This is a genomic window from Pseudomonas sp. DR 5-09 (assembly GCF_001655595.1).
GTDB lineage: Bacteria > Pseudomonadota > Gammaproteobacteria > Pseudomonadales > Pseudomonadaceae > Aquipseudomonas > Aquipseudomonas pharyngis.
This window is the reverse complement of the sequence record NZ_CP011566.1, coordinates 678,861-703,724: the sequence shown is the minus strand read 5'-3', so window position 1 is coordinate 703,724 and position 24,864 is coordinate 678,861. Positions and strand designations below refer to the sequence as shown.

Here is a 24,864-nt window from a genome sequence, read left to right as displayed (position 1 = left end):
GAAATAACAAATTACACGAGCCGATTGAAAATCACGCGCACAAATACCCCATTACAAAAAAATCGCTCTTGCAACAAGTTGATATCAATGCACAAACAACAGATCGACACGCACTTTCCGGAAGCGAAACTAGTATAAAAAAACCAACTCAACAAACAACAAGCCATTCAAACAATTTCAACGGAAACTTCCCGCCACATCAAAACTTCCAAACAAGTGTCACAGATATATAAATTGCCGTGCGATACGAAAGACAAGGCCGCGAACAATCCATTCGCGGCCTTGTCTTGTCAATCTATACCCGAGGGGGCACACAGCATGGAAGGGAGCATCAGCCGCCAGGCTTTTCGCCATACCAGCGGGGGGTGTACACCCAGTCGCCTCCCGTCGCACGGGGGAAGGTGCAGGTGGTGGATGAACCGATCAGCACCATGGTGCGCATGTCCACCTGATCCGCGGTCAATGCGCCCAGCGTAGTGGTACGCAGGGTCTGCCCCGGTCTGCCGATATCGCGACCGAGCACCACCGGCGTCTGCGGTGTGCGATGTTGGGCAACGATTTCCAGGGCTCGCCCCAACTGCCACGGACGGGCGCGGGAGATCGGATTGTAAAACGCCAATGCCAGATCGGCCTCGGCGGCCAGGTCCAGGCGCTTCTCAATGATCGACCATGGCTTGAGGTTGTCCGACAGCGACATCACGCAAAAGTCGTGTCCCAGCGGTGCACCGGCCTGAGCGGCGGTAGCGAGTGAGGCGGACACACCCGGCAGGATTTCCAGATCGACGCTGTGCCACGCCGGATCCGTCGATTCGTGCAACGCTTCGAGCACCGCCGCCGCCATGGCGAACACCCCCGGATCGCCGGACGAAACCACAATCACCGATCGGCCCTGCGCGGCCAGTCGGAAAGCGTGGCGGGCACGCTGCATTTCTTCGCGGTTGTCGGTGCAATGCTGCACCTGATCGTCGCGGAAGGGACCTGCCATGCGCACGTAGGTTTCATAACCCAACACGTCGGTGGCACGGGCCAGCTCGGCTTTTACCGCCGGCACCATCAGCTCTGCCGCGCCCGGGCCGAGGCCGATGACGGCCAGACGTCCGCGCGGACGACCGATCTGCGAAACATCCAGTGGCTGTTCTGCCACTGCGATGGCAAGGTCGTGGGATGTTGTGATGATTCGAGCGTCGGGGACAACATCGCGAGCCAGCTCACCGATGTCACTCGCCGGCGCCACAAAGCGCAACGGCACAGCCAGTTCAAGCGCGGCTTCACGCAACGCCGGACTGGCCATCTGAGTATCAGCCGCCACCAGACAGGCCAGCGATTGAATCGCCACACCGGCCTGCTGCAACGCATTGCGAATCGCATCCGGCAGATCGGCCACATCGGCCCCGACCGCCACCGCCACGCTGCGCGGATAAATCAACAACTCACTGGCGCTCGCCGCGCGAGCATCGCTGCCCACGTGAATCGAGCGCTGCGCCTGTGGATCTTCCGGCAGTTGCGCCTGCTCAAGCCACGGCGCGGCACCGTCGATGCGCACGCTGTGGCCGGCGAGCAGATCAGAGACAAATCGCTTGCCCTGCTCCAGATCCCCGAGCGCGTAACCGCCGGGTGGATTGAGCAGGCAAGTGCCGAAACGCAATTCGCCGCTGGTGGTGATCGCCGCTGCGACTTCAAGTGCAGCCGCGATCTCGCGGGCCATGACGTTCACCCCGCCGAGGCCGCCGAGCAGCGGCACCACGGCGCTGCCGTCTTCCGCCACGGCGAGCACTGGCGGTTCGGCGCCTTTTTCCAGCAACAGCGGCGCCAGCGTGCGGATGACAATGCCCGCCGCGCACAGGGCAATGATCGGCGTGTCCTGTTGATACAGCTCGCGCAGGGTCGCGCCGAACTCGCTGTAAGTCAGGTCGGCGCCATCGACGCGCCCTTTCAGTCCATGAATCTGCGCAGCTGGATAGACCTGCTGCAGGCGACGGGCCGTGGCCAACGCGCCTTGGCCGAGAATGACGATGGCCGGTGTGGAATGAGTCATCAGCCTTGCCACCGTTCGCCGGGAACAATGATCAGCGAGAAGTACGGCGACGACATCGGTTCGACCTCATCCAGCGGCACGATCTTCTGGTTGGCCATGGTCGCGCGCTCGACGTACAGCGCACGCTCGGCCAGACCCAGTTCTGCCAACACGTCGCGCACTTTCGGGAAATTGCGCCCCAGCTTCATGATCACCGCCGCGTCGGCATCGGCCAGACGACGTTTGAGTTCATCATGAGGCAGCACACCGGACAGCACCGACAGGCTCTGATTGCGATACACCAGCGGTGCGCCCAGCACCGAGGCGCCGCCGAGCATCGAGCAGACGCCCGGCACCACTTCGGCTTCATAACGGTTGGCGAGGCGGTCATGCAGGTACATGTAGGAACCGTAGAAGAACGGATCACCTTCGCAGATCACCGCCACGTCGCGACCGGCCTCCAGATGCGCCGCCACTTCCTGCGCCGCGTCATCGTAGAAATCGCTGATCACCTGTTCGTAGGACAGCGGCGCCGGCAGCACTTCGGTGGTCACCGGGTACACCAGCGGCAGCAGATTCTGCGCGTCCTGCAGGTGCGCTTCGATGATGCCGAACGCGTTACCCTTTTTGCCCTTGGCCACGAAGTACGCCACCACCGGCGACTCGCGCAACAGGCGCAGGGCCTTGACGGTAATCAGTTCCGGATCACCGGGGCCGACGCCCAGGCCAATCAAACGTCCTTTAGCCTGCATCATTCGATCTCCGTGGCGAGGGCATTGACCGCCGCGGCGGCCATGGCGCTGCCGCCGAGGCGGCCCTGCATGATCACGAACGGCACCCCACGGCTGTTGGCGGCCAGCTCGGCCTTGGATTCGGCAGCGCCGACGAAGCCCACCGGAAAGCCGAGGATCAGCGCCGGCTTCGGGGCGCCGGCGTCGAGCATTTCCAGCAGATAGAACAGCGCGGTCGGCGCGTTGCCGATCACCACCACGCTGCCCTCCAGATGCGGACGCCACAGTTCCAGCGCCGCTGCCGAGCGGGTGTTGCCCAGCTCGCGCGCCAGCTCCGGAACGCTGTCGTCGCGCAGGGTGCAGATCACTTCGTTGTTGGCCGGCAGGCGCGCACGGGTCACGCCCTCGGAAACCATCCGCGCATCGCACAGGATCGGCGCGCCAGCGGCCAGCGCATCGCGCCCGGCCTTGCCGGCGCCTGCGGAGAATTGCAGCCCGTCGATCGCCTCGACCATGCCGCAGGCATGGATCACCCGCACCGCGAGTTTTTCCAGGTCGGCCGGGATGCGCGCGAGGTTGGCCTCGCGGCGAATGATCGCGAAGGAGTTGCGATAGATCTCCTGACCGTCGCGGATGTAATCAAGCATCAAGGGGGCTCCGTGAGCGGGCGACGAGCAGGGTCGCGGCCGCTTCGATAGTAAAGTTTTGAGCGTGCAGCGCGCCGAAACCGGGCACCGCTGCATCGCGAATATAGAGGTCGTAATGACCGGGGCTGACGGCCAGCAACGTTGCCGGAGCGCGGTGGGCGGCGGCGCAGGAACGCGGGCAGCCGGACAGGTGCACATCCACGGCATGTGGCAACAGCGTCGCCAGCAGGCGGGCATCGTGTTTGGTGTCGGCCAGGCCTTTGCCGCAGCCTTTGGAGCCGGTGCAGGCGATCAGGTGCGCTACAGGATTTTCGGCATGGGTCAGCAGGTTCAGCTTGCCCAATTCGTCGAGCACTTGAACCGCAGCGGTTTCCCGCACATTGGGCAGCAACAGACTCTGCCAAGGGGTGAAACGCAGGGTGCCGTCGCCGAAAGTTCTGGCCAGTTGCGCGGCGCCACGCAGCATGTCCGGATCGAGGCGGCCAAACGCCGGTGCGGCACCGACATACACCTGACCGGCCGATGGCTGAGGATGGATGCCGATGTGCAAGCCTTCCGGCGTCGATTCACGCCGCCAGTCGCCGACGCTTTGCAGACGGATCCGCCGCCCGAGTGTTGCCAGGAACATCGGCGCCGGACATTCATCCAGCAGATGACGCATTCGCGTCTGCTCCGGTCGAGCCAGATCGAGGAACACCTCCAGCACCGCCACCACCAGCGCATGTCCGTGCGCAAGCGCCACGGCGGCCAGCGGTCGCTCCGACGGACAGCCCGCCAGGCCGAATGCCAACAGCGTTTCGCCGCGATCTTCGTAAACCGACAACCACAGGTCATGGGGATGTTCGAGCATCGCCAGCGCTTCACCGCCATCCAGTTGCACGGCGAACTTGGCGCTCAACTCGTGGAAACGCGGATGGCTTTGCAGGGTATCGAGAATCTGCCCGGCGAGCGTGCGGGTATCCAGGCGCATCTGCGGGTCGATTCCGGCAGCAGGGCTTAGCATCAGGTTGCGCACGTCATCCCCGGCAGCGGTTCGCGGCCCGAGGCCGACGGCCAGCAGGCTGTCGATCAGCGCGGTACTGTGCTCGCCGATCCCGCGAATCTGCAGGTTGGCGCGGTTGGTTGCCTCGATCACGCCACTGGCGAAATGCTCGGCGGCATGCGCCACCACCTCAGCCTGATCGGCGCTGATCGAACCACCATTGAGTTTGATCCGGCAGATACCGCCATCCAGCGCCTGGACGATACGCAGCAACCCCGGACAAGCCGAGGGGCGTAGAGCTGTTGACATCGAGCGTTCGTTCAAGGGATGACCGGCTGGCTGGCAGCACCGTGAGGGCGAAAGGTCGCCATTATGCCTGCTTTGCCCGAGCGCATGAAAATGCCTGCCGGTCGGATTCTGCGTTGCCGGGCTATTCCCGTGGAAGAAAATCGCCTCAGAGGGAGGCGGTCACAGCGGGTAATCCTCGAAATTGAATTTGATCCCCTCCAGCGCCTTTATCACACTGGCTCGACGAGCGTCCAAGACCCGGCGACTGATCACCACCTTCCGAGCCAGAACATCCAGCTGAGTCATTACTTGCGAAACGTTCCAGAAAAAATACCCGGTGTTCAGGCTCGACTTGATGAACCGGGTATTTGTCACGATCAATTCCATATCACCATTGGCGTTGTAATTGATCGGCATGATTTTGAAATCGAAGACTTTGCCACTAAGGCCTTTGACCTTTTTCAACAGTTCAACGTCGCCTTCGAGCGCCACCAGCCCTCGATCAACGCCAGCCACCTGTTCAGCACTCAGCAGCGGCGATGCCAGTCGTGACCAGACCTCGCGCACGCTGCCCCTGAACTGCGTTTGAACGTGCTCGATCGGTTGATAATTACGGTTCCAGCCATGCGACCACAGTACATCGGTAAAATAATCGGTCCATCGTCCAGGCTGGGTCGCACTGTTATAAGTCATATCCGCCTGGCGCTGTGCCAGGTAAGTACAGTTCAACGCGAACTGATAGTCCTCGTGTGTTTGTCCCCGACTGCCGGTCAGCAATATATCGCCGACAAGTGTCGCATTATGTTTTATGTCATCCATGTTTACATCACATCCCTATAACAGGACGCCAGCAAGGCGTTCAACCACTAGTTAATTAAATAATCGTTCAGAAAATGATCCAGTGCGTTTTATGGGTAACGTTCAACTTGATCAAAAACCAAAATAACAAAGACGCTCGATCCACCAATCGGTTTTCAGCCACATAACATGTCTACGCTGCCTTCGCCTGCAACAAGGCAGCAACGCCAGACAACAGAAGCCGCGCTATCATGCGCCGATTGAACGGCGCACGAGATTGAGGAACGGCATGACACCCTGGCTGACGGTAGTGGGAATCGGTGAAGACGGCTTCAAGGGCCTGGGCAAGAATGCCCGCCGCGCCGTGCTGGGCGCCTCGCGGATCATCGGCGGTCAGCGTCAACTGGACCTGTTGCCGGCGTGCATCGGTGGCGAGCGCCAGTTGTGGCCGAGCCCGTTCTCCCTGGCCCCGGTTCTTGAACGCCGTGGCGAAGCGGTCTGCGTGCTGGCCAGTGGTGATCCGATGTACTACGGCGTTGGCGCAAGTCTGGCGCGGCAGGTGCCAGGAGTCGAGATGCTGGTTCTGCCAGCGCCATCCTCATGCTCGCTGGCGGCCGCCCGACTGGGCTGGCCGTTGCAGGACGTCAATGTGCTGTCGCTGGTGGCCCGCCCGCTTGCGGCCCTCAACGCACAACTGTTCAGCGGCGTGCGCCTGTTGCTGCTGAGCAATGACGGCCAGAGCCCGGCCGCAGTTGCGCAATTGCTGCGCGAGCGCGGATTCGGCGCCAGTCGCCTGAACGTCCTGGAACATCTGGGCGGCAGCGCCGAACGCCGGATCGACAGCACCGCCAACGACTGGAACGATCCGCTCATTGCCGACCTCAACGTGATCGCCATCGAATGCCTGGGTGATCCAGATACACCACGCCTGTCGCGTCTCGCCGGTCTGCCGGACTCCGCCTTCCGGCACGACGGCCAACTGACCAAGCGCGACGTACGCGCCATCACCCTCGCCCGCCTCGCCCCGACCCCGGGCGAACTGTTGTGGGACGTCGGCGCCGGCAGCGGCTCGATCGGCATCGAGTGGATGCGCGCGCACCCGAGCTGCCGCGCCCTGGCCATCGAGGCCGACGAAGGTCGCCAGCAACTGATCGAACACAACCGTGATGCCTTGGGCGTTCCTGGCCTGCAACTGATTCGCGGCAGTGCTCCTCAGGCCCTCGCCGGTCTTGAGCGTCCGGACGCCATTTTCATCGGCGGCGGCGTGACCCGCGAAGGCGTGATCGACACCTGCTGGGAACACCTCAAACCCGGCGGCCGACTGGTGGCCAACGCCGTGACGCTGCAAAGCGAAATGACCTTGATGGCCTGGCGCGAACGCCACGGTGGCGAGTTGACCCGCATCCACATTGCCCAGGCACAGCCGCTGGGCGAGTTCGACACCTGGCGCCAGGCCTTGCCGATCACCCTGCTCGATCTGGTCAAACCCCTTGATGCGTGACGAAACCGCCGAACAACCCGCGCCCCTGCGCAGCGGCCTGACCACCGGCAGCTGCGCCACGGCCACCAGCCTCGCCGCTGCCCGTCTGCTGCTCGGTGGCTCATCGGCCGACGCCGTGCAGATCGTGTTGCCCAAGGGCAAGCAGGTGCAGATGCGTCTGGAGTTCTGCCGGCTGACCGAAGACGGCGCCGAAGCCGGAACGATCAAGGATGCCGGCGATGATCCGGACGTGACTCACGGCGCCCTGCTTTATTCGCGGGTGCGGCTGATGGCCGAGCCGGGGATTCGCTTCGTGGCCGGCAAGGGCGTCGGCACTGTAACCCGGCCAGGGTTGGTGCTGGGCGTCGGCGAACCGGCGATCAACCCGGTGCCGCGCAAGATGATCAGCGATCACCTGACCCTGCTCGCCGAAGAAACCGGCTATCTCGGCGGCTTCGAGGTGACGGTCAATGTCGAGGGCGGCGAAGCCCTGGCGCTGAAAACCATGAACCCGCGCCTGGGCATTCTCGGCGGCTTGTCGATCCTCGGCACCAGCGGCATCGTCCGGCCGTTTTCCTGTGCGGCGTACATTGCTTCGATCCATCAAGGCATCGACGTGGCGAAAACCAACGGCTACCTGCACATCGCTGCCTGCACCGGCAATGCCAGCGAAGACACCATGCGCCGGGTCTACAACCTGCCGGAAATCGCCCTGATCGAAATGGGCGACTTCGTCGGCGCGGTGCTCAAGCACCTGCGCAAAGTACCTGTGGAGAAACTCAGCCTGTGCGGCGGCTTCGGCAAGATCAGCAAACTGGCGGCCGGGCACATGGACCTGCACTCGCGTCATTCGAGTATCGACCTGCCGCAACTGGCGGAATGGGCAGCGGCGATTGGTGCTGACGATGCGTTGCAGCAAGCCATTCGCGGGGCGAACACCAGCCAGCAGGCGTTGGCGATGGCCAGTGCGGCGGGCGTTGCCCTCGGTGATGAAGTTTGCCGCCATGCGCTGGAATTCGCCCGCAGCGTGGTGCCGGCGCAGGTGCAGGTCGAGGTGTTTGCGATTGATCGTCAGGGTGGCATTGTTGGCCATGCGGGTGCCTTTGAATGAAGCGAATCTTGTTGCTCGGCGGCGTGACGGAAGCGTTGGCGATCGCACGCACGTTGGGACCGGAGCACATCTACAGCCTGGCCGGTGTCGGCCGGGTGCCGACCGATCTGACGTGTCAGGTGCGCGTCGGCGGCTACGGTGGCGCCGATGGTCTGGCGCAGTTCATTCGCGCTGAAGGCATCACGCTTTTGCTCGACGCGACCCATCCATACGCCGCGCAAATCAGCCGGAACGCCGCCACCGCCGCGCAACTCACCGGCATCCCCTGCTGGGCCCTGCGCCGCCCCGCGTGGCAACCACAACCGGGTGATGACTGGCGCGAAGTCGCCGACTGGGCCGAACTGATCACCGCCCTCGAACCCTTCCGCCGCCCCCTGTTCACCCTTGGCCGCGAACCGCTGCAACACCTCGATGAAATCCCCGCGCACCAGTTCTGGACCCTGCGCGCCCTCGACATTTATCCCGGCAACGAACGCTGCGAAGTCATCGGCGCCCGTGGACCGTTTCTGCTGCAGGATGAACGAACCCTGTTCGAAAGCCGGCAGATCGACGTGCTGATCAGCAAGAACAGCGGCAGCACCGCAACCGAGCCGAAGCTGGACGTGGCGCGGGAGCTTGGGGTGCCGGTGATGGTGTTGAAGCGGCCGGAGTTGGCGGGGGTTGATCGGGAGTTCTGGACGGTTGCTGAAGCCATCGCTGCCCTCGCGGCCGGAGTCCGACCGTGAAAAACAAAAAGCTCAAGTCCTACTGAGTGCTAGGACACTGCCCACAAGAACTTAAAGAATCGCTGACTATCTGCACGAGCGGCCCAGGCTTACGTTTAGCGTTTCATCGAATTTGTGAGCACGTTCCAATGACCGGAAAATTCACCCGCTTCGACATCAAGGACTTTCTCCACACGCCTGCTGAACTGGTGCACTACGTCAAGGCATGTTCGGAACTGGACTCAGGCGATGGACGATTCAACCGCGTGGCGCTCCGAGACTATAAGCAGACCATCCGATTGAGAATTCAATCTGATCCGGATTTCGCACAGGCATTGCGAATCGAAGCCGCTACACTCTTTCATAACGGCGAGACGGAACTGGCAAGCATGCTACTCGCACAATTGCATGTAGCGCTGCGACACCAAACCGCACGACGCTTTTTTACTTATCGGCCCTGATCAGGCTAAATAGCCGCGCCTGATCGCCCACCCCACGGACCTGCCCCATGAACCGACACCGGCTCGCATTTGCCTGGATCGCCTGCTTCGCAGTGCTGTTCAACATGCTTGCCATGCCGTTGACGGGAGCGATGGCGCAGGCGGCGCAGTCGCCGGCCGAGCAGTTGCTGTGGAGCAGCTTCTGCACCGGCAGCGGGACGAAGATGGTGGCGATCGACATCGGCAGCCTCGATCAGAAAGCGCCGCAAAGCGGTGACAATCATTCGACCATGCAGCATTGCTGGTGCTGTTCCGGATCGGCGCCGGTGGTGGCGTTGCCGGGGCATTCGCCGCAGCTGTATTTCGCTCAGTACGAAAGTAATCGCAGTGTGGCGCCCGCCTTGCTGCAAACCCCGACACCGCGCCAGCAATGGCCGAGCCTCAATCCCCGCGCCTCTCCTCTGGTCTGATTTGTTCCCGCATTTGACCTGCGTTTCAAATCGTTCTGGAGAACTGCCATGTTGAACAAATTCATCGTCATCGCTGCGCTGTTGCTGCCTGCGTGCTTCGCCCATGCCCACGGATACAAGGCCGGCGAGCTGGAAATCGCCCACCCGTGGTCGCAGGAACTGCCGCCGAACGCGCCGACCGTTGCCGCGTATTTCATCATTCACAACGCCGGCAAGACCGCTGACCGCCTGCTCAGCGTCGACTCGCCGATTGCCCCGACAGCGGAACTGCACGAGCACGTGATGCAGGGCGATCTGATGAAGATGCAACAGGTGCCGAACGTGGCCATCCCGGCCGGTGAAAACGTGACATTCGCGCCGATGGCCTATCACGTGATGCTGATGAATCCAACCGACCGCAGTCTGCTGACCGACGGCAAACGCTTTCCCCTGACGATGCACTTTGAAAAGGCCGGTGACGTGACCGTCGAAGTCGCCGTGCAGAAGAAGCCGCCGCAAGCCACGCAAGCCCACGCGCACGCCCAGTAACCGTTCCGGCAGACTCCGCCCATGCGCCCCCTGAGCGCCAAGCCCTCCCTGCAACGCCGTCAGACTGAACACCTGACCCGCGGCAGCTGGATCGCACTGTTCGCCATGTTGATGATCTTCATCGGCCCGCTGATTTCCCAGTCGATGCCGATGGATCAGCACGCCTCGACCTCCATGCCGATGAGCATGGACATGTCGATGGACATGCCGGGCATGGATCACTCCGCGCATGCAGCAAAACCCTCGGCCGAACACTGCCCGCCGCAATCCTCGCACCACGTACTGTGGGAAAAATGCGGTTATTGCAGCCTGCTGTTCAACTGCCCGGCGCTGACCGGCGGTGGCAGCTTCGCCACCTTCAGCATTCCACTGGTCAACACCTTCACCCCACCCTCCCCGCGTCTGGACCATGCCCGGCGGACCTTCTTCCCCGGCGCCCGCACCCGCGCCCCGCCCGTCGCAGCGTAAACACCCACCTCTGATTGCACACGGTTGAGAAGACGGCTTCAGGCTGCCGGCCGTGTTGTTTACGACTGTTTGATGGAAATTGTCATGTCCAGGTTTTCTGCTGTCCCACGCCCGGGTTCTGCCCCGGCGTCCTTTGCTCTGAACGAATCCCGCGTTCGTTTCAGACACGCGACCGCCGTCCTTTGCGGCGTCCTGCTGTCCCCGCTGGTCCACGCCGACGAACATGCCGGCCACGCTGACGAACTGAGCCCGACGGTGATCACTGCCATCGCCCCGAGCTCGCCGCTGACCATCGTCACCAACCCGAAAGACCCGCGCCAACCGGTGCCGGCCAGCGACGGCGGCGACTACCTGAAGACCATTCCCGGCTTCGCCCTGGTGCGCAACGGCGGCACCAACGGTGATCCGGTATTGCGCGGCATGTTCGGTTCGCGCCTGAACATCCTCACCAACGGCAGCATGATGCTCGGCGCCTGCCCCGGCCGGATGGACGCGCCAACCTCGTACATCTCGCCCGAAACCTACGACAAACTCACCGTGATCAAAGGCCCGCAAACCGTGCTTTATGGACCGGGCGCCTCGGCCGGCACGATCCTGTTCGACCGCGAACCGGAAAGCTTCGGCGAACTGGGCACCCGCGTGAACGCCAGCGTGCTGGCCGGCTCCCACGGGCGCTTCGACAAAGTCGTCGATGCGGCGGCCGGCGGTTCGTTGGGCTATGTGCGGGTGATCGGCAACACCGCACATTCCGACGATTACCGCGACGGCAACAACGACATCGTTGCCTCGCGCTATGACAAGTGGAACGGCGACGTGGCGCTGGGCTGGACCCCGGACGCCGACACCCTGATCGAACTCACCGCCGGCAAGGGCGACGGCCAAGCGCGCTACGCCGGACGCGGCATGGACGGCTCGCAATTCCTGCGCGAAAGCCTCGGTCTGCGTTTCGAGAAATCCAACCTCAGCGACGTGCTGGAGAAGCTCGAAGCGCAGGTCTACTACAACTACGCCGACCACGTGATGGACAACTACACCCTGCGCACGCCGTCCGGCACCGGGATGATGGCGGGACCGATGGCGTCCAACGTCGACCGCCGTACCCTCGGCGCGCGCATCAAGGCCACCTGGCGCTGGGCCGACATCCAGCTGATCACCGGGCTCGATGCGCAGACCAACGAACACCGGCAGCGCAGCGGCATGGGCATCGATACCTACAAGGATCAGCCGTTCACCAAGGACGCCGACTTCCATAACTACGGCGTGTTCAGCGAAATGACCTGGTACGCCGCCGACCGCGACCGGCTGATTACCGGCGCCCGGGTCGACCGCACCTCGGCCAAGGATTATCGGCAGAGCACCGGCTCGGGAATGATGTCCCGGCCGAACCCGACCGCTGGCGATACCCGCGCCGACACCCTGCCGAGCGGTTTCATCCGTTACGAGCATGACCTGGCCGACAGCCCGACCACGCTCTACGCCGGCCTCGGCCACGCCCAGCGGTTCCCGGATTACTGGGAGCTGTTTTCGCCCAAATCCGGCCCGGCCGGTTCGGTCAATGCGTTCGATTCGATCAAGCCGGAAAAGACCACTCAGCTCGACTTCGGCGTGAACTACAAGGATGCCGACCTCGAAGCCTGGGCCTCGGGCTACATCGGCGTGGTGCGCGACTACATCCTGTTCGACTACACCCCGACGATGATGGGCATGAGCACCTCCCGCGCCGAGAACATCGACGCGCGGATCATGGGCGGTGAACTCGGTGCCGCTTACAAACTCACCGACAACTGGAAAGCCGATGCGACCCTGGCCTACGCCTGGGGCAAGAACAGCAGCGACGGCAAGGCCCTGCCGCAGATGCCGCCGCTGGATGCACGTTTCGGCCTGACCTACAGCGAAGACAACTGGAGTGCCGGCGCACTGTGGAGGGTGGTCGCCGCGCAAAACCGTATCGACCAGAACAAGGGCAACGTGGTCGGCAAGGATTACGACAAGAGTTCAGGCTTCGGCGTGTTCTCGCTCAACGGTGCCTACCGGATCAACAAACACTGGAAGGTCAGTACCGGCGTCGACAACCTGTTCGGCAAGGCTTACGCCGAACACCTGAACCTGGCGGGCAACGCCGGGTTCGGCTACCCGGCCAACGACCCGCAAGCCATCAATGAGCCAGGGCGCACGCTCTGGACCAAGGTGGACATGAGTTTCTAACCCTCAAGGGCACTCGCTCCCCTTGAGGGCGCGAGTGACAACAGACAACGAGAAGATCCAAGCCAAGCGGAGCACACGTGATGAAACAGCCCAAACCGAATTTCTACAACCTGGCCTGGCGTTGGCATTTTTATGCCGGATTGTTCGTCGCCCCATTCATGGTGATGCTGGCCCTGACCGGCATCATTTACCTGTTCAAACCGCAACTCGATTCGCTGATGTACAGCAGCCTGCTGAACGTCCCCGCCGGGCATCACACCGTGCCGGCCGATGACTTGCTGCAAAAGGTCAAAAGCGCTTATCCACAGGGCCAGGTCACCCAGTACCTGCCGCCGGTGAATGCCGAGCGCAGCGCGCAGTTTGTCGTGGCCAATGCCGGCCATGAGCTGAACGTGTTCGTCGATCCGTACCACGGCGACATCCTCGGCGAGCAGGATGCCAAGCAGAACCTGCAAGCCATCGCCCGGGCGATTCACGGCGAACTGATGATCGGCACCGTCGGTGACCGACTGATCGAAATGGCCGCCGGCTGGGGCGTGGTGCTGGTGGTGTCCGGGGTTTTCCTGTGGTGGCCGCGAGGTCAGGCCGCCGGGATTCTGTGGCCACGCCTGAGCAGTCGCGGCCGCGTGCTGTGGCGTGATCTGCATGCTGTTACCGGATTCTGGGGCGCCGCATTGCTGCTGGTGATGCTGCTCAGCGGCATGACCTGGACCGGCTTCTGGGGCAAGCAATATGCCCAGGTGTGGAACGTGTTCCCGGCGGCGATGTGGGACAACGTGCCGACCTCCGACGTCGAGGCCGGCAGCCTCAACAACGCCGCGCGCCAGACTGTGCCGTGGGCGATGGAAAACACCCCGATGCCGATGTCCGGCGACCATGCCGAACACATGGCCCACGGCGGCATGCAACACGGCCCCGCCGCGCCGACCATCCGCCTGCAGGATGTGCAGAACATCGCCATCGAGCGCAAGGTCGAGCCGGGCTACAGCATCACAATGCCGACCACCGCCACCGGCGTGTTCACCATTGCCGTGTTCGCCGACGACCCGCGCAACGACGCCACCCTGCACATCGATCAGTACACCGGCAAGGTTCTCGCCGATGTGCGCTTCGAGCAATACGGCGCTGTTGCCCGGGCTACCGAGATCGGCGTGATGCTCCACGAGGGCAAGATGTTCGGCACCTTCAACCAGATCATCGTGCTGCTGATCTGCCTGATGATTCTGCTCAGCGCCGTCAGCGGCGTGGTGATCTGGTGGAAGCGCCGGCCGCACGGCAAGTTCGGCGTACCGCCGCTGCGTCACGATCTGCCGAAGTGGAAAACCGGCGTGGCAATCATGCTCGTACTCGCGGTGGTGTTTCCGCTGGTGGGGGCTTCGCTGGTGGTGGTGTGGTTGCTGGATCGGTTGCTGCTGTCGCGTCTGGGCCGACAAACTGAATCCGCCTCAACTTCATCATGAAACAGGCGAGATGCGCGGTTTAGACAGATCTTTAAACTGCCGGGGCTTAAACTCCGGCAACTTTTAGTGTTACTGTATAACGCAAATTTGCTGCTCTGCCCGCAGCCATGCACTGTCATGAGGCTGCGGGCTTTTCTTTTGAAGAAGTGATTCACCGCCCCGATGAACAAGTACCTCTTGTCCAGCCTCTGTCTGTTCGCCCTGAACAACAGCGCCCACGCCGACAACTCCCCGCTGACGCTGCCCACCGGCACCATCACCGCCCCGGCCAATGACGACCCGACCGTCAGCCTGACCACGCCGACCAGCGCCGGCTCGCGCCTGAACCTCACGGCCATGGAAACCCCGGCCAGTGTCGAAAGCCTGAGCGGTGAACAGGTCCGCGCCCGTGGCGACCGCAGCGTGCAGGACGCGGTGTCGCGCAGCACCGGCATCAGCCGCACCGGCACGCCCGGCGATGGCGGCACCTCGTTGCAGGCCCGGGGCTTTACCGGGCAGAGTTCGGTGATGCAGTTGTATGACGGCAACCGCATGTACACCGGCATGGGCACGGTGACGTTTCCGGTCGACACCTGGTCGGTGGAGCGCGTCGATGTCCTGCGCGGCCCGGCCTCGGTGCTGTACGGCGAGGGCGCGACCGGCGCGGTGGTCAACGTGATCCCGAAGAAGCCGTTCGATGGCGAAATCGAAAACCATGTGCGCGTCGGCTACGGCTCGTTCGACCGCCAGCAGCAGGCGTTCGACAGCGGCGGCTCGCTGACCGACACCCTGAGCTATCGCCTCAACCTCAACCGCCTGCGCGGCAACGGCTGGGTCGATCGCGGCGACTCGTCCAGCGACTTCATCAGCGCCGCCCTGCGCTGGCAGGCGACCGACGACCTGACCTTCACCCTCGCCCACGATTACGGCGATCAGCGCCCGCAAAACTACTTCGGCACGCCACTGATCAACGGCCAATTGAAAGACAGCCTGCGCAACAAGAACTACAACGTGCGCGACGACAAGCAGCACTACAACGATCAATGGACGCGCCTGACCACCGATTGGCAGATCAACGAGGCGGTCAGCGCCAGCAACGAGCTGTACTACCTGAAAGCCCAGCGCCGTTGGCAGAACGCCGAAAACTACAACTTCGACGCTGACAGTCAGCAGCTCGGCCGCAGCGGCTACTTCGGCATCGGCCACAAACAGGAACAGGTCGGCGACCGCCAGACCTTCACCTTCAAGCACTCGCTGTTCGGCCTCGACAGCCAGACCGTGACCGGCGTTGATTACAACCGCATCCGCTTCCAGCTCGACAGCAACTCGCCGTTCAACGACGTATTGTCGAACGGCCAGCCGCTGGATCGCTATCACCCGCAAACCGGTTATTTCGAGAGCGCCGATCCGTATCGCGATCAGTTCGACAGCACCACCAGACAGATGTCGGTGTTCGCCGAAAACCGCACGCAACTGAGCGAACGCTGGTCGCTGGTGACCGGTGTGCGCCGCGACTACGTACACGTGGATCGCAACAACCTGGTCGATGGCAGCCAGAGCGACAAGACCCTGACCGGCAACAACTGGAAGGCCGGCCTGGTGTTCGCGCTGACGCAAGACACCTCGTTCTACGGCCAGGTTGCCACCAGCACCGATGGCATCGGCGGTTTGATTTCGCTGAGCCCGAGCCAACAGCAATATGACCTGTCCACCGCGCGGCAAACCGAGATCGGCCTGAAGCAGCTGTTCTGGGATCAGCGTGGCGAGTTCACGCTGGCGGCGTATCGCATCGTGAAGAAGAAGCTGCTGACCGACGATCCGGGCAACCCGACGCTCAAGCAGCAGGTCGGCCAGCAATCGTCGAACGGTCTGGAAGCCAGCCTTGATCTGCAACTGCCACACGCCTGGCAGCTGCAAGCCAACGCTGCAATCGTGAAGGCCAAGTACGACGATTTTGAAGAAGTGGTCGGCGGCGTGCCGGTGTCGCGCAACGGCAATCGCCCGGTGGACGTGCCACGCCGCACTGCCAATCTGTGGCTGAGCAAGGCGCTGGCCGATGACCTGAAAGCCGGCGCCGGCGTGCGTTACGTCGATGCGCGCTACGCCGATATGGCCAACCGCAACGAGCTGCCGAGCTACACCGTGGTCGATGCAACGTTGTCATGGAAAGCCCTGCGCAACACCACGCTGGGGTTGCAGGTGAACAATCTGTTTGACCGGACGTATGCGCAAAGCCAATACAATGAGGGCCAGCAGTGGATTCTGGGTGAACCTCGTTCGTTCTTTGTTACGGCTGACTACACCTTTTGACTCACTGGCCCCGCCCTCACCCTAACCCTCTCCCGGAGGGAGAGGGGACTGACCGAGGTGTTTGGGCAAGTTGCACCGACCTGAAATACCGGGTCGAACTCAGGATTTGAAGAGCACGAAGATCGGCTCCCATTTCCCCTATGGACGGGGCTGACCGAGGTGTTTGGGCAAGTTACACCGACTTGAAATACCGAGTCGAACTCAGGATTTGAAGAGCACGAAGATCGGCTCCCTTTCCCCCTCGCCCCCCTTGGGGGAGAGGGCTGGGGTGAGGGGGATGGATCTACCAGACAGACATAACCTTAGAAATCACACTGAACCTCACATGACCTCACTGTCCCTCACTGATCTCGCTTGGTCCCCCTTGGGCCACGGCCACTGTCATCACCAGTTCCAGCTGCGTGACGCCTCGCTGCAAGTGGCCGCCGGTGAGTTCGTCGGGCTGATCGGGCCCAATGGCAGCGGCAAGACCAGCCTGTTGCGTTGCGCCTACCGCTTCAGTCAGCCGGAAACCGGTGAGGTCAGACTCGATCACCACAACGTGTGGAAGCAATCCTCACGCTGGTGCGCGCAACGCATCGCCGTGGTCCTGCAGGAATTCCCCGACGCCTTCGGCCTGACCGTCGAAGAAGTGGTCGCCATGGGCCGCACGCCGCACAAAGGCCTGTTCGACGGCGACACGCTGGAAGACCGCAATCTCGCTACCCAGGCCCTCAAATCCGTGGGTCTCGATGGCTTCGAAGATCACGCATTCGCCACGCTGTCCGGCGGTGAAAAACAGCGGGTGATCCTCGCCCGGGCCCTGACCCAGCAACCGCAACTGCTGATCCTCGACGAGCCGACCAACCACCTCGACCCGCGTTATCAACTGGAACTGCTGCAACTGGTCAAGCGTTTGCAAATCGGCACGTTGGCGAGCATCCACGACCTGAACCTGGCTGCCGCGTTCTGCGACCGTTTGTATGTGATCAACCACGGTCGCATCGTCGCCAGCGGCACCCCGCAAGAAGTGCTCACCGTCGAACTGCTGCGTGACGTGTTCGGCGTCGAAGCATTGATCGACTCCCACCCCCTCCACGGCTACCCGCGAATCACCTGGATAACCCGACCATGACTGTGCGCTCCCTGCTTTGCCTCGCTCTGCTGCTGGGCACCACCCACGCCTTCGCCGAGGCCACCCAGTACCCGCTGACGATCCACAGCTGCAACCGCGAAGTGACCTTCAAGCAAGCGCCGAAACACGCAGTCAGCCACGACATCAACATGACCCAGATGATGCTCGCCCTCGGCCTCAAGTCGAAGATGGCCGGCTACAGCGGCGTCAGTGGCTGGAAATCGGTAACGCCTGAAATGCAGAGCCTGCTCGACGGCCTGCCGGAACTGGCGGCCAAGTACCCCTCGGTGGAAACCCTGCTCAACGCCAACGTCGATTTCTTCTTCGCCGGTTGGGATTACGGCATGCGCGTCGGCGGTGATCTCACGCCGCAGACCCTGCAACCGCTGGGCATCAACGTCTATGAGCTGACTGAATCCTGCGCCTTCGTGATGAAGCGTCCGGCCGCCACGCTGGACGACACTTATAACGACCTGCGCAACCTCGGAAAGATTTTCGACGTGCAGGATCGCGCCAACGCGCTGATCGCCGACATGCAAAGTCAGGTCGCCGAAGTCCGCAAAGCCCTGCCCGCCGAAAAGCCCCGTGTTTTCCTGTACGACAGCGGCGAAGACCGCGCCATGACCTCCGGCCGCCTCGGCATGCCGCAGGCGCTGATCGACGCCGCCGGCGGGCACAACGTTCTCGATGACGTCGAAGCGAGCTGGACCCGGGTCAACTGGGAAACCGTGGTCGAGCGTAATCCACAGGTGATCGTCATCGTCGACTACAGCGAAATCACCGCCGAGCAGAAGATTGAATTCCTGCTGAAGAACAAGGCCCTGCAATCGGTGGACGCGATCAAGAACCAGCGCTTCATCGTCATCCCCTACGTGCAGGCCACGCCGGGGATCGACAACGTGCTGGCGGTGGAAACCCTGGCCAAAGGTTTCCACGGCGAATGATCGATCGTCGCTATGCGCTGCTGCTGATCGCCCTCGGTGCCGTGCTGCTGGTGTCGTGCGTGGTGTCGCTGGGCTTCGGCCCGGCGCGGGTGCCGGTGGACGTGGTGTGGCGGATTCTGCTGCACAAACTGTTCGGCCTCGGTGTGGCGGACTGGAGCGCCGGCCAGGAACACATCGTCTGGCTGATCCGCGTGCCGCGCATGCTGCTCGGTGCATTGGTCGGTGCCGGGCTGGCGTTGATCGGCGCGGTGCTGCAAGCGGTGACGCGCAATCCGCTGGCCGATCCACACCTGCTTGGCGTCACCTCCGGTGCCACGCTCGGTGCAGTGATCGTGGTGCTGCACATCGGCGAAATCGTCGGCCTGCTGACCTTGCCGATCGCCGCGTTCATCGGCGCGTTGTTGAGCATGTTTCTGGTGCTGGGCATCGCCAACCGCCAGGGTCGGCTGGACAGTGATCGTCTGCTGCTGTGTGGCGTGGCGGTGTCGTTCGTGATGATGGCGATCGCCAATCTGCTGTTGTTCATGGGCGATCACCGTGCCAGTTCAGCGGTGATGTTCTGGATGCTCGGTGGCCTGGGTCTGGCGCGCTGGGCGTTGTTGGCGGTGCCGGCGCTGAGCGTGTTGCTCGGATTGATTCTGCTGATCGGCATGGCCCGCCCGCTGAACGCCTTGATGGCCGGCGAACAGACCGCCGTCACCCTCGGCCTGAATGCCCGGGCGGTGCGTCTGCGGGTGTTCGTGATTGCTTCGCTGATGACCGGGGTGCTGGTGTCGATCAGCGGCTCCATCGGGTTTGTCGGGCTGATGGTGCCGCACATTGCCCGGCGCCTGATCGGTGCCGAGCATCGGCGCCTGCTGCCGGTGTGCGTGTTGCTCGGCAGCGTTTTCCTCGTCTGGGTGGACGTCGCCGCCCGCACGTTGATAGCCCCCGAAGACCTGCCCATCGGTGTTGCCACCGCAGCCCTCGGCGGGCTGTTCTTCATCGGACTGATGCGCCGCCGCTGATTTCTCGGGGCGCGCCCCAATTTGGCGCGCCCCACTGCACCTTTGCATGCAACACGTCCCCTCATGGTGCGCCGACTCAACGCGCGACCGCTCTAAACCGACATTTTCCTGCCCAAACCCGACCGGGCACAGCCCTTGCAAAACAGCCTTCAGTCGTTCGCATCTGCCAACCATAAAAAACTTTAACGTTCATGGAGATCGCACAATGAAGCGTCGCAGTTTGATCAAGGCTTTCACACTCACGGCATCGATTGCCGCGATGGGCATGACCTGGACCGTACAGGCCGCCGAGACCATCAAGGTCGGGATTCTGCATTCGTTGTCCGGCACCATGGCGATCTCCGAAACGTCGCTCAAGGACATGGCGTTGATGACCATCGACGAGATCAACGCCAAGGGCGGGGTGAACGGCAAGATGCTCGAACCGGTGGTGGTCGACCCGGCGTCGAACTGGCCACTGTTCGCGGAAAAGGGCCGGCAGTTGCTGACCCAGGACAAGGTTGCGGTGGTGTTCGGCTGCTGGACCTCGGTGTCGCGCAAATCGGTGCTGCCGGTGTTCGAAGAACTCAACGGCCTGCTGTTCTACCCGGTGCAATACGAAGGTGAAGAGATGTCGCCGAACGTGTTCTACACCGGCGCCGCGCCGAACCAGCAAGCGATGCCGGCGGTTGAATACCTGATGAGCGAAGAAGGCGGCAGTGCCAAGCGCTACTTCCTGCTTGGCACCGATTACGTGTATCCGCGCACCACCAACAAGATCCTGCGCTCGTTCCTGCACTCCAAAGGCGTAGCGGATAAAGACATCGAAGAGGTCTACACCCCGTTCGGTCACAGCGACTATCAAACCATCGTCGCCAACATCAAAAAATTCTCGGCCGGCGGCAAGACCGCTGTGATCTCCACCGTCAACGGCGACTCCAACGTGCCGTTCTACAAAGAGCTGGCCAACCAGGGCCTGAAAGCCACCGACGTACCGGTGGTGGCGTTCTCGGTGGGCGAAGAAGAACTGCGCGGCATCGACACCAAGCCGCTGGTGGGCAACCTCGCGGCATGGAACTACTTCGAGTCGGTGGAGAACCCGGTGAACAAGAAGTTCGTCGATGACTGGAAAGCCTACGCGAAGAAACACAACCTGCCGGGCGCCGACAAGGCCGTGACCAACGACCCGATGGAAGCCACTTACGTCGGCATCCACATGTGGGCGCAGGCGGCGGAGAAAGCCAAATCCACCGACGTCGACAAGGTCCGCGAAGCCCTCGGCGGCCAGACCTTCGCCGCGCCGTCCGGCTACACCCTGACCATGGACAAGACCAATCACCACCTGCACAAACCGGTGATGATCGGCGAGATCCAGAGCGACGGTCAGTTCAACGTCGTGTGGCAGACCGAAGGGCCGATCCGTGCGCAGCCGTGGAGCCCGTTCATTCCGGGTAATGACAAGAAGCCGGAGTATGCGGTGAAGAGCAACTGAGGCGGATTCAGACCTTGAGGCGGACTTGAGACCTTCCCCCTCACCCCAGCCCTCTCCCTCAGGGAGAGAGGGAAAGGGAGCAGATCTCCATCGTTTTCAAAGCCTGAGTTCGACTCTGTTTTTTCAGGTCGATGCTTGATGAACAGACAACTCGGTCAGTCCCCTCTCCCTCCGGGAGAGGGCTAGGGTGAGGGCTGGATTTCGCAGTCGGACACCGCTCCATCGGCCACCGCAACACAGGAAGCACCACCCATGCCCACTGCCTTTTACCGCGTCATCCTGGCCCTCTTGCTCCTGCTGCCCATGATGACCCACGCCAGCGACGCCGAAGACTTCGTCGCCGCCAACCCCACGCAACAGGCCAAACTGCTGGAAGCCTGGGCCGCGCAGCCCGATCCGGCGCGTGTCGAACTGATCAACGCCCTGCAACAAGGCGAACTGACCGTCGACGGCCAACCCAAGACCCTGCGCCTGAACAACCGCCTGCGGGGTCTGATCGACACCGCGCTGGCCAGCCACCAATTGCTCGCCGCCGACGCCAAAACCCGTCTGACCGCCGCGCAGCAATTGCAGAAAAGCGCCAAACCGGCGCAGCTGAAATTCCTCGACCAGCAACTGGCTGGCGAAACCGATGAAAACGTCCACGCCGCCCTGAGCCTGGCGCTGGCCAATCTGCAACTGGTCGACACCGACCCGGCGGTGCGCCTCGCGGCCGTGCGTCTGCTCGGTGAAACCGGCGACCCGCTGGCCCGTACCCGCCTCGAAGGCTTGCTCGAACCCGGCGTCGAAACCGATGCCAATGTGCGCACCGCCGCCGAAACCAGCCTCGCCCAGGTCAAGCGCAAACTGCTGATCGGCGAACTGCTCGGCCAGGCCTTCAGCGGCATGTCCCTCGGTTCGATTCTGTTGCTCGCGGCGCTGGGTCTGGCGATCACTTTCGGCCTGCTCGGTGTGATCAACATGGCCCACGGCGAGATGCTGATGCTCGGCGCCTACTCGACCTACGTCGTGCAGTTGATGTTCCAGCGCTACGCGCCGCAGGCCATCGAGTTCTATCCGCTGATCGCGCTGCCGGTGGCGTTCTTCGTCACCGCTGCCATCGGCATGGCCCTGGAGCGCACGGTGATCCGTCACCTCTACGGTCGACCACTGGAAACCCTGCTGGCCACCTGGGGCATCAGCCTGATGCTGATTCAACTGGTGCGTCTGGTGTTCGGTGCGCAGAACGTTGAAGTGGCGAACCCGGCATGGCTGTCCGGCGGGATTCAGGTGTTGCCGAATCTGGTGCTGCCGTACAACCGCATCGTGATCATCGCCTTTGCGCTGTTTGTGGTGGTGCTGACCTGGCTGCTGCTGAACAAGACTCGCCTGGGTCTGAACGTGCGTGCCGTCACCCAGAACCGCAACATGGCCGCCTGCTGCGGCGTGCCCACCGGGCGCGTCGACATGCTCGCTTTCGGCCTCGGCTCGGGCATCGCCGGGCTCGGTGGCGTGGCCCTGAGCCAGATCGGCAACGTCGGCCCGGACCTCGGCCAGAGCTACATCATCGACTCGTTCCTGGTGGTGGTGCTCGGCGGCGTCGGGCAATTGGCCGGCAGCGTGTTCGCCGCGTTCGGCCTGGGCATCGCCAACAAGATTCTCGAACCGCAGATCGGTGCGGTGCTCGGCAAGATCCTGATCCTCGCGCTGATCATTCTGTTCATCCAGAAACGTCCGCAAGGCCTCTTCGCACTGAAAGGACGGGTGATCGACTGATGAACCAGCCTCTACTAGTCACGGCCACACAAAAGGCCGGCCCGAAAGTCACCCTCGCCATCGGCGCGGTGGTGCTCGCCTTGCTGATCGCCCTGCCTCTGCTGTCGCTGTTGCCGGCGGACAGCTCGCTGCATGTTTCGGCCTACACCCTGACGCTGGTGGGCAAGATTCTCTGCTACGCCATCGTCGCCCTGGCACTGGATCTGGTCTGGGGTTACGCCGGTCTCCTGTCGCTGGGCCACGGTCTGTTCTTCGCCCTCGGCGGTTATGCGATGGGCATGTACCTGATGCGCCGGGCTGCCGGTGATGGCTTGCCGGCGTTCATGACCTTCCTGTCTTGGACGGAATTGCCGTGGTACTGGAGCGGCACCGGCAGCTTCCTCTGGGCGATGTGCCTGGTGGTGTTGGCGCCGGGGTTGTTGGCGCTGGTGTTCGGGTTTTTCGCCTTCCGCTCGCGAATCAAGGGTGTGTATTTCTCAATCATGACCCAGGCCCTGACCTTCGCCGGGATGCTGCTGTTTTTCCGCAACGAAACCGGCTTCGGCGGCAACAACGGCTTCACCAATTTCCGCACGATCCTCGGTTTCGGCATCACCGAACCGGGCACTCGCGCGGTGCTGTTTCTGGCGACGGTGCTGTTGTTGGTGGCGAGCCTGTTCATCGGCTGGCGGCTGGCCCGCAGCAAGTTCGGCCGGGTGCTGACCGCGTTGCGTGACGCGGAAAATCGCCTGATGTTCTGCGGCTACGACCCGCGCGGCTTCAAGCTGTTCGTCTGGGTGTTGAGTGCGGTGTTGTGTGGTCTGGCGGGTGCGTTGTACGTGCCGCAAGTGGGGATCATCAACCCGAGCGAAATGTCGCCGACCAACTCGATCGAGGCCGCCGTCTGGGTCGCCCTTGGCGGGCGCGGCACGCTGATCGGCCCGCTGCTCGGCGCCGGCGTGGTCAACGGCATGAAGAGCTGGTTCACCGTGGCCTTCCCCGAATACTGGCTGTTCTTCCTCGGCGCGCTGTTCATCGTCGTGACGTTGTACCTGCCCAAGGGCGTGATCGGTCTGCTGAAGAAACGAGGTGAATCATGAGAGTCACGGCGAGCGCTGAATTCATGCTGGAACCGGCCTTTTTCCCGGTGGAACCGAACAAGGACGAAGGCACCAGCCGCGACTCGATCGGCCTCGGGCAACGCGTCGGGCCGGGCCTCGACACCCGTCACGGCACGATCCTGACCCTGGAAGACATCAGCGTCAGCTTCGACGGCTTCCGCGCGCTGAACAATCTGAACCTGTACATCGGCGTCGGCGAACTGCGCTGCATCATCGGCCCCAACGGCGCGGGCAAGACCACACTGATGGACGTGATCACCGGCAAGACCCGCCCGAGCCACGGCAAGGCATGGTTCGGTGAAACCCTCGACCTGACGCAGATGAGCGAAGTGCAGATCGCCCAGGCCGGGATCGGGCGCAAGTTCCAGAAACCGACGGTGTTCGAAGCGTTGAGCGTGTTCGAGAACCTGGAGCTGGCGCAGAAAACCGACAAGTCGGTGTGGGCCAGCCTGCGGGCGAAGTTGAGCGGCGAGCAGAAAGACCGGATCAGCGAAGTGCTCGACACCATTCGCCTGACCACTTCGGTCAACCGCCCGGCGGGGCTGCTGTCCCACGGGCAGAAACAGTTTCTGGAAATCGGCATGTTGCTGATGCAGGACCCGCAACTGCTGCTGCTCGATGAGCCAGTGGCAGGCATGACCGACGCCGAAACCGAGTTCACCGCCGAGCTGTTCAAGTCGCTCGCAGGCAAGCACTCGCTGATGGTGGTGGAACACGACATGGGCTTCGTCGGCTCGATTGCCGACCACGTCACGGTGTTGCATCAGGGCAGCGTGCTGGCCGAAGGATCACTGGAACAGGTGCAGGACAACGAGCGCGTGATCGAAGTCTATCTCGGCCGCTGAAACTGCAAGCCCG

The 24,864-nt window shown here is 62.7% G+C and carries 22 protein-coding genes; 17 read left to right on the top strand and 5 right to left on the bottom strand.

The window, feature by feature from the left end:
* Positions 1–331: 331 nt before the first annotated feature.
* From cobJ to PDR5_RS03060, 5 genes are all read right to left on the bottom strand, one after another.
* Complete coding sequence (gene cobJ / locus PDR5_RS03080) at positions 332–2,035, bottom strand: precorrin-3B C(17)-methyltransferase (RefSeq protein WP_064593216.1); 1,704 nt, start codon at positions 2,033–2,035, stop codon at positions 332–334.
* On the bottom strand, positions 2,035–2,769 hold the full coding sequence (locus tag PDR5_RS03075; RefSeq protein WP_442963850.1) for a precorrin-2 C(20)-methyltransferase: 735 nt from the start codon (positions 2,767–2,769) through the stop codon (positions 2,035–2,037). The genes cobJ and PDR5_RS03075 overlap by 1 nt, the downstream gene beginning before the upstream one ends.
* Positions 2,766–3,392, bottom strand: coding sequence for a precorrin-8X methylmutase (locus tag PDR5_RS03070; protein WP_064593212.1), 627 nt, complete (start codon positions 3,390–3,392; stop codon positions 2,766–2,768). The genes PDR5_RS03075 and PDR5_RS03070 overlap by 4 nt, the downstream gene beginning before the upstream one ends.
* Positions 3,385–4,683 (bottom strand): precorrin-3B synthase, encoded by a 1,299-nt coding sequence (cobG, locus tag PDR5_RS03065; RefSeq protein ID WP_064593210.1) that lies wholly within the window; start codon positions 4,681–4,683, stop codon positions 3,385–3,387. Before cobG ends, PDR5_RS03070 begins: the two co-directional genes overlap by 8 nt.
* A gap of 159 nt (positions 4,684–4,842) precedes the next feature.
* Positions 4,843–5,481, bottom strand: a complete 639-nt coding sequence (locus PDR5_RS03060; protein ID WP_064593208.1) for a hypothetical protein — start codon at positions 5,479–5,481, stop codon at positions 4,843–4,845.
* A gap of 268 nt (positions 5,482–5,749) precedes the next feature.
* On the opposite strand from PDR5_RS03060, the gene PDR5_RS03055 reads away from it, so the two are divergent.
* From PDR5_RS03055 to urtD, 17 genes are all read left to right on the top strand, one after another.
* Positions 5,750–6,961, top strand: a complete 1,212-nt coding sequence (locus tag PDR5_RS03055; protein WP_064593206.1) for a bifunctional cobalt-precorrin-7 (C(5))-methyltransferase/cobalt-precorrin-6B (C(15))-methyltransferase — start codon at positions 5,750–5,752, stop codon at positions 6,959–6,961.
* Positions 6,954–8,051 (top strand): cobalt-precorrin-5B (C(1))-methyltransferase, encoded by a 1,098-nt coding sequence (locus PDR5_RS03050; protein WP_064593204.1) that lies wholly within the window; start codon positions 6,954–6,956, stop codon positions 8,049–8,051. The genes PDR5_RS03055 and PDR5_RS03050 overlap by 8 nt, the downstream gene beginning before the upstream one ends.
* Positions 8,048–8,776: a cobalt-precorrin-6A reductase gene (locus PDR5_RS03045; protein WP_064593202.1), complete on the top strand. Its 729-nt coding sequence runs from the start codon at positions 8,048–8,050 to the stop codon at positions 8,774–8,776. The genes PDR5_RS03050 and PDR5_RS03045 overlap by 4 nt, the downstream gene beginning before the upstream one ends.
* Before the next feature lie 128 nt (positions 8,777–8,904).
* Positions 8,905–9,216, top strand: coding sequence for a hypothetical protein (locus PDR5_RS03040; RefSeq protein ID WP_039772019.1), 312 nt, complete (start codon positions 8,905–8,907; stop codon positions 9,214–9,216).
* A gap of 47 nt (positions 9,217–9,263) precedes the next feature.
* Positions 9,264–9,665: a DUF2946 domain-containing protein gene (locus tag PDR5_RS03035; RefSeq protein ID WP_064593200.1), complete on the top strand. Its 402-nt coding sequence runs from the start codon at positions 9,264–9,266 to the stop codon at positions 9,663–9,665.
* 48 nt (positions 9,666–9,713) lie between these two features.
* On the top strand, positions 9,714–10,193 hold the full coding sequence (locus tag PDR5_RS03030) for a copper chaperone PCu(A)C (RefSeq protein WP_064593198.1): 480 nt from the start codon (positions 9,714–9,716) through the stop codon (positions 10,191–10,193).
* A gap of 21 nt (positions 10,194–10,214) precedes the next feature.
* Positions 10,215–10,661, top strand: coding sequence for a DUF2946 domain-containing protein (locus tag PDR5_RS03025; protein ID WP_064593196.1), 447 nt, complete (start codon positions 10,215–10,217; stop codon positions 10,659–10,661).
* 84 nt (positions 10,662–10,745) lie between these two features.
* On the top strand, positions 10,746–12,866 hold the full coding sequence (locus tag PDR5_RS03020) for a TonB-dependent copper receptor (protein WP_064593194.1): 2,121 nt from the start codon (positions 10,746–10,748) through the stop codon (positions 12,864–12,866).
* An 80-nt stretch (positions 12,867–12,946) separates the two neighbouring features.
* Positions 12,947–14,326: a PepSY-associated TM helix domain-containing protein gene (locus tag PDR5_RS03015; protein WP_064593192.1), complete on the top strand. Its 1,380-nt coding sequence runs from the start codon at positions 12,947–12,949 to the stop codon at positions 14,324–14,326.
* 162 nt (positions 14,327–14,488) lie between these two features.
* Entirely contained in the window at positions 14,489–16,615 is a 2,127-nt protein-coding gene (locus PDR5_RS03010; protein ID WP_064593190.1) for a TonB-dependent receptor, read from the top strand.
* A 325-nt stretch (positions 16,616–16,940) separates the two neighbouring features.
* Positions 16,941–17,729: an ABC transporter ATP-binding protein gene (locus PDR5_RS03005; RefSeq protein ID WP_064593188.1), complete on the top strand. Its 789-nt coding sequence runs from the start codon at positions 16,941–16,943 to the stop codon at positions 17,727–17,729.
* Entirely contained in the window at positions 17,726–18,673 is a 948-nt protein-coding gene (locus PDR5_RS03000) for an ABC transporter substrate-binding protein (RefSeq protein ID WP_064593186.1), read from the top strand. Before PDR5_RS03005 ends, PDR5_RS03000 begins: the two co-directional genes overlap by 4 nt.
* Entirely contained in the window at positions 18,670–19,680 is a 1,011-nt protein-coding gene (locus PDR5_RS02995) for a FecCD family ABC transporter permease (protein ID WP_064593181.1), read from the top strand. Before PDR5_RS03000 ends, PDR5_RS02995 begins: the two co-directional genes overlap by 4 nt.
* Before the next feature lie 205 nt (positions 19,681–19,885).
* Entirely contained in the window at positions 19,886–21,151 is a 1,266-nt protein-coding gene (urtA, locus tag PDR5_RS02990; RefSeq protein ID WP_064593179.1) for an urea ABC transporter substrate-binding protein, read from the top strand.
* A 252-nt stretch (positions 21,152–21,403) separates the two neighbouring features.
* Positions 21,404–22,906, top strand: coding sequence for an urea ABC transporter permease subunit UrtB (gene urtB, locus PDR5_RS02985; RefSeq protein WP_064593177.1), 1,503 nt, complete (start codon positions 21,404–21,406; stop codon positions 22,904–22,906).
* Positions 22,906–23,985: an urea ABC transporter permease subunit UrtC gene (urtC, locus tag PDR5_RS02980; RefSeq protein ID WP_064593175.1), complete on the top strand. Its 1,080-nt coding sequence runs from the start codon at positions 22,906–22,908 to the stop codon at positions 23,983–23,985. Before urtB ends, urtC begins: the two co-directional genes overlap by 1 nt.
* Positions 23,982–24,851: an urea ABC transporter ATP-binding protein UrtD gene (gene urtD, locus PDR5_RS02975; protein WP_007950599.1), complete on the top strand. Its 870-nt coding sequence runs from the start codon at positions 23,982–23,984 to the stop codon at positions 24,849–24,851. Before urtC ends, urtD begins: the two co-directional genes overlap by 4 nt.
* Positions 24,852–24,864 lie beyond the last annotated feature (13 nt).

Coding starts and splice junctions, on each gene's coding strand:
- cobJ (WP_064593216.1), bottom strand. CDS start 2,035: ATGACTCATTCCACACCGGCCATCGTCATTCTCGGCCAAGGCGCGTTG.
- PDR5_RS03075 (WP_442963850.1), bottom strand. CDS start 2,769: ATGATGCAGGCTAAAGGACGTTTGATTGGCCTGGGCGTCGGCCCCGGT.
- PDR5_RS03070 (WP_064593212.1), bottom strand. CDS start 3,392: ATGCTTGATTACATCCGCGACGGTCAGGAGATCTATCGCAACTCCTTC.
- cobG (WP_064593210.1), bottom strand. CDS start 4,683: ATGTCAACAGCTCTACGCCCCTCGGCTTGTCCGGGGTTGCTGCGTATC.
- PDR5_RS03060 (WP_064593208.1), bottom strand. CDS start 5,481: ATGGATGACATAAAACATAATGCGACACTTGTCGGCGATATATTGCTG.
- PDR5_RS03055 (WP_064593206.1), top strand. CDS start 5,750: ATGACACCCTGGCTGACGGTAGTGGGAATCGGTGAAGACGGCTTCAAG.
- PDR5_RS03050 (WP_064593204.1), top strand. CDS start 6,954: ATGCGTGACGAAACCGCCGAACAACCCGCGCCCCTGCGCAGCGGCCTG.
- PDR5_RS03045 (WP_064593202.1), top strand. CDS start 8,048: ATGAAGCGAATCTTGTTGCTCGGCGGCGTGACGGAAGCGTTGGCGATC.
- PDR5_RS03040 (WP_039772019.1), top strand. CDS start 8,905: ATGACCGGAAAATTCACCCGCTTCGACATCAAGGACTTTCTCCACACG.
- PDR5_RS03035 (WP_064593200.1), top strand. CDS start 9,264: ATGAACCGACACCGGCTCGCATTTGCCTGGATCGCCTGCTTCGCAGTG.
- PDR5_RS03030 (WP_064593198.1), top strand. CDS start 9,714: ATGTTGAACAAATTCATCGTCATCGCTGCGCTGTTGCTGCCTGCGTGC.
- PDR5_RS03025 (WP_064593196.1), top strand. CDS start 10,215: ATGCGCCCCCTGAGCGCCAAGCCCTCCCTGCAACGCCGTCAGACTGAA.
- PDR5_RS03020 (WP_064593194.1), top strand. CDS start 10,746: ATGTCCAGGTTTTCTGCTGTCCCACGCCCGGGTTCTGCCCCGGCGTCC.
- PDR5_RS03015 (WP_064593192.1), top strand. CDS start 12,947: ATGAAACAGCCCAAACCGAATTTCTACAACCTGGCCTGGCGTTGGCAT.
- PDR5_RS03010 (WP_064593190.1), top strand. CDS start 14,489: ATGAACAAGTACCTCTTGTCCAGCCTCTGTCTGTTCGCCCTGAACAAC.
- PDR5_RS03005 (WP_064593188.1), top strand. CDS start 16,941: ATGACCTCACTGTCCCTCACTGATCTCGCTTGGTCCCCCTTGGGCCAC.
- PDR5_RS03000 (WP_064593186.1), top strand. CDS start 17,726: ATGACTGTGCGCTCCCTGCTTTGCCTCGCTCTGCTGCTGGGCACCACC.
- PDR5_RS02995 (WP_064593181.1), top strand. CDS start 18,670: ATGATCGATCGTCGCTATGCGCTGCTGCTGATCGCCCTCGGTGCCGTG.
- urtA (WP_064593179.1), top strand. CDS start 19,886: ATGAAGCGTCGCAGTTTGATCAAGGCTTTCACACTCACGGCATCGATT.
- urtB (WP_064593177.1), top strand. CDS start 21,404: ATGCCCACTGCCTTTTACCGCGTCATCCTGGCCCTCTTGCTCCTGCTG.
- urtC (WP_064593175.1), top strand. CDS start 22,906: ATGAACCAGCCTCTACTAGTCACGGCCACACAAAAGGCCGGCCCGAAA.
- urtD (WP_007950599.1), top strand. CDS start 23,982: ATGAGAGTCACGGCGAGCGCTGAATTCATGCTGGAACCGGCCTTTTTC.